This window comes from Streptomyces sp. NPDC018031 (assembly GCF_044327625.1).
In the GTDB taxonomy this organism is placed as follows: domain Bacteria; phylum Actinomycetota; class Actinomycetes; order Streptomycetales; family Streptomycetaceae; genus Streptomyces.
On the sequence record NZ_JBIRFT010000057.1, the window covers coordinates 1 to 3,878 of the forward strand.

The 3,878-nt window shown below is 76.4% G+C and carries 1 protein-coding gene; it reads right to left on the reverse strand.

Features of this window, described 5'->3' with window-relative positions:
• The coding region (locus ACH4B3_RS34175; protein WP_398469675.1) for an SDR family NAD(P)-dependent oxidoreductase at positions 1-3,878 on the reverse strand (3,878 nt) is incomplete at both ends.

The window sequence follows — 3,878 nt, forward strand, 5'->3', positions numbered from 1 at the left end:
CCGCTCCATCGACTCCGCGAACACCGGCACCGAAGCCATCAACTCCCGCGCCATCCCCACCCACTGCGCACCCTGACCCGGGAACACGAACACCGTCCGGTCCGGGGCGGTGGCGTGGCCCTGGACCAGCCGGGGGGCCGGCTGGTCCTCGGCGAGGGCGGTGAGCCCGGCGAGGAGTTCGGCGCGGTCCTGTCCGAGCACCACGGCCCGGTGGTCGAACCGGGACCGCTGCGTGCCGAGGGTGAGTGCCACGTCGGCCGGGTCGGGCGCGGGGTCGGCGGCGAGGGCGTCCCGCAGCCGGTGCGCCTGGCTCCGCAGCGCGGCCGGGCTCTTCGCGGACACCGGCCACAGGACCGGGCCGGCCGGGCCGGCGGAGTCGGTTCCGGCGTCGGTCGCGGGGAGTTCCGGCGCCTGCTCCAGGACCACGTGCGCGTTGGTGCCGCTGAGGCCGAACGAGGAGACGGCGGCCCGGCGCGGCGCGCCGGTCTCCGGCCACGCGGTGTCCTCGGTGAGCAGTTCCACCGCGCCGGCCGACCAGTCCACCTGGGGGGTGGGCTCGGCCACATGGAGGGTCCGGGGCAGCAGCCCGTGCCGCATGGCCTGCACCATCTTGATGACGCCGGCGACGCCCGCGGCGGCCTGGGCGTGGCCGATGTTGGACTTCACCGAGCCGAGCCGCAGCGGCCGATCGGCGTCCCGGTCCCGGCCGTAGGTGGCCAGCAGCGCCTGCGCCTCGATCGGGTCGCCCAGCGTGGTGCCGGTGCCGTGCGCCTCCACCGCGTCCACCTCGGCCGCGGTGAGGCCCGCGTTGGCCAGCGCCTGCCGGATGACCCGCTGCTGGGAGGGGCCGTTGGGGGCGGTGAGGCCGTTGCTGGCGCCGTCCTGGTTGATCGCCGAGCCGCGGACCACGGCGAGCACCGGGTGGCCGTTGCGGCGCGCGTCGGACAGCCGCTCGACGAGGAGCATGCCGACGCCCTCGGCGAGGCCGAAGCCGTCCGCGTCGGCGGCGAAGGCGCGGCAGCGGCCGTCCGTGGACAGTCCGCGCTGGCGGCTGAACTCGGTGAAGGCCGCCGGGGACGACATGACGGTCACGCCGCCGGCGAGCGCCAGGACGCATTCGCCGTTCCGCAGCGCCTGGGCGGCCAGGTGCAGGGCGACCAGGGAGGAGGAGCAGGCGGTGTCGAGGGTGACGGCCGGGCCCTCCAGCCCGAGGCTGTAGGCGATGCGGCCGGAGGCGACGCTGGCCGTGTTGCCGGTCATCCGGTAGCCCTCGACGCCTTCGGCCGCACCGCTGCCGTAGTCGTAGTGGGTGAGCCCGGTGAACACTCCGGTGCGGGTGCCACCCAGCGTCGCCGGGTCGATGCCCGCCCGCTCCAGTGCCTCCCAGGAGGTCTCCAGCAGCAGCCGCTGCTGCGGGTCCATGGCCAGCGCCTCGCGCGGCGAGATGCCGAAGAACTCGGCGTCGAAGTCGGCCGCCTGGTGGAGGAAGCCGCCTTCGCGCACATAGGTCCGGCCGGGGGCGTCGGGGTCGGGGTCGTACATGCCGTCCACGTCCCAGCCGCGCCCGGTGGGCAGCGGCGAGATGGCGTCCCGGCCCCCGGCGACCAGTTGCCACAGTTCGTCGGGGGAGCCGACGCCGCCGGGGAACCGGCAGGCCATGCCGACGATGACGATCGGGTCGTCGGCGGTCGCGGACGCTCCCGGCGCGGGGGTGTCGACCGCGGTGTGCCGGTCGGTGTCCCCGCCGGCCAGTTCGGCGGCCAGGTGGCCGGCGATCGCGGCCGGGGTGGGGTAGTCGAAGACGAGGGTGGCGGGCAGTTTCAGCCCGGTGAGGGTCATCAGCCGGTTGCGCAGTTCCACGGCGGTGAGCGAGTCGAAGCCGAGGTGCCGGAAGGCCCGTCCGCCGTCGATGGCGGCGGGGGTGGCGTGGCCGAGGACGGCCGCGGCGTTGCTGCGTACCAGGTCGGTCAGTTCGCGTTCGCGGTCGGCGCGGGGCAGGGCGGCGATGCGCGCCGCCAGGTCGCCGGGCGCGGTGGTGCCGTCACCGCCGGCGGCGGCCGCCGTGGCCGCGGCGTCCAGTGCGGCGCGGGCCTCCGGGACGCCTTCCAGCAGCCGGCTCGGCCGCTCGGTGGTGAAGACGACGGCGAACCGGTCCCAGCGCATGTCGATGACGACGGCGTTGGTCTCGTCGAGGTCGAGGGCGGTCCGCAGCGCGGTGGTGGCCGCGGCGGGCTCCATGGGGAACACGCCGTGCCGCCGTGCCCGGTCGCCCACCTCGCCCTCGGCCATGCCCGACCCGGCCCAGGTGCCCCAGGCGACGGAAGTGGCCGGCAGTCCCTGGGCGCGGCGCACCGCGGCGAGCGCGTCCAGGTGGGCGTTGCCGGGCGCGTAGTTGCCCAGGCCCGGGGTGCCGAGGACCGCGGTGAAGGAGGAGAACAGCACGAACGCCGACAGGTCGAGTCCGCTGGTCAGCTGGTGCAGGTTCTCGGCGCCGAGCGCCTTGACGCGCAGTACCCGCTCCAGCCGGTCGTCGGTGAGCGCGTCCACCATGCCGTCGTCGAGGACGGCCGCGGTGTGCACCACGGAGGTCAGCGGCCGGTCGTCGGGCACCGTGGCGAGCAGCGTGGCCAGTTGGTCGCGTTCGGAGATGTCGCAGGCGGCGATGGTCACACCGGTGCCCAGGGCGGCCAGCTCGGCTTCCAGCTCGGCGGCGCCGGGCGCCTGCGGGCCGCGGCGGCTGACCAGCAGCAGGTGCTCGGCGCCCGCGCCGGCCAGCCAGCGGGCGACGTGCGCGCCCAGCGCGCCGGTGCCGCCGGTGACCAGGGTGGTGCCGCTCGGCGTCCAGCCCCGCCCGTCCCGACCGGTGCCGGCGGTGGGGGTGTCCGGGGTGTCGCCGGGGAGGGCGGCGGGGGTGGCGCGCACCAGGCGGCGGGCCACCACCCCGGAGGGGCGCACCGCGAGCTGGTCCTCGCCGTCGAGTCCGGTGAGGACGGCGGCGAGCCGCGTCCCGGTCCGCTCGTCGACGTCCGCCGGCAGGTCGATCAGGCCGCCCCACAGCCGGGGCCGTTCCAGGGCGACGACCCGGCCGAGGCCCCAGATCTGGGCCTGCGCGGCGGTGTGCACCTGCTCCCGGCCGTCGGTCGGCATCGCGTTCTCGGTGGCGCACCACAGCGGTATCTCGGCGTCGATGTCGCCGAGGGCCTGGACCAGGCGCAAGGTGGCGGCGTGGCCGCGGGTGAGCGCGCTACGGCCGGGCAGCGGCCGCTCGTCCACGGCGGCGAGCGAGAGGATCCCGGCGAGGTCGGTGAGGTCTTCGCACGTCCGGCGGAGCGCGGCGGCGAACGCGTCGCGGTCCTCGGTGGCCGGGTTCACGGTGAGGGTGACGACCCGCGCCCCGGCCCGCTCGATGGCCCGTACCGCGCCGTCGGCCCAGGCGCCGCCGGAACCGTGCGGCGGCCAGGTGTCGGCGGCGTCTCCCGCGGGCAGCACGACGAGCCAGGTGCCGGCGAGTACCGGTGCCACCGGAGTGGTGACGGGGTGCCAGGTGACGCGGTAGCGCCAGGAGTCGACGAGGGAGCGTTCGCGGCTCCGCCGCCGCCAGGAGGAGAGGGCGGGCAGTACCGCGTGGAGCCCGTCGGGTTCGTCCCCGAGGTCGAGGGTCCGTGCCAGTCCTGCGAGGTCCTCGCGCTCCACCGCCTCCCAGAAGCGGGCCTCCACCTCGTCCCGGGGGGCTTCCGCCGCGCCGGCGGTGTCCGGGCCGGTCGCCTCCAGCCAGTAGCGCTCGCGCTGGAAGGCGTAGGTGGGCAGTTCCACCGGGCGTGCCCCGGGGAACAGCGGTGTCCAGTCGACCCGTGCGCCGGCGGTCCAGGCTTCGGCGA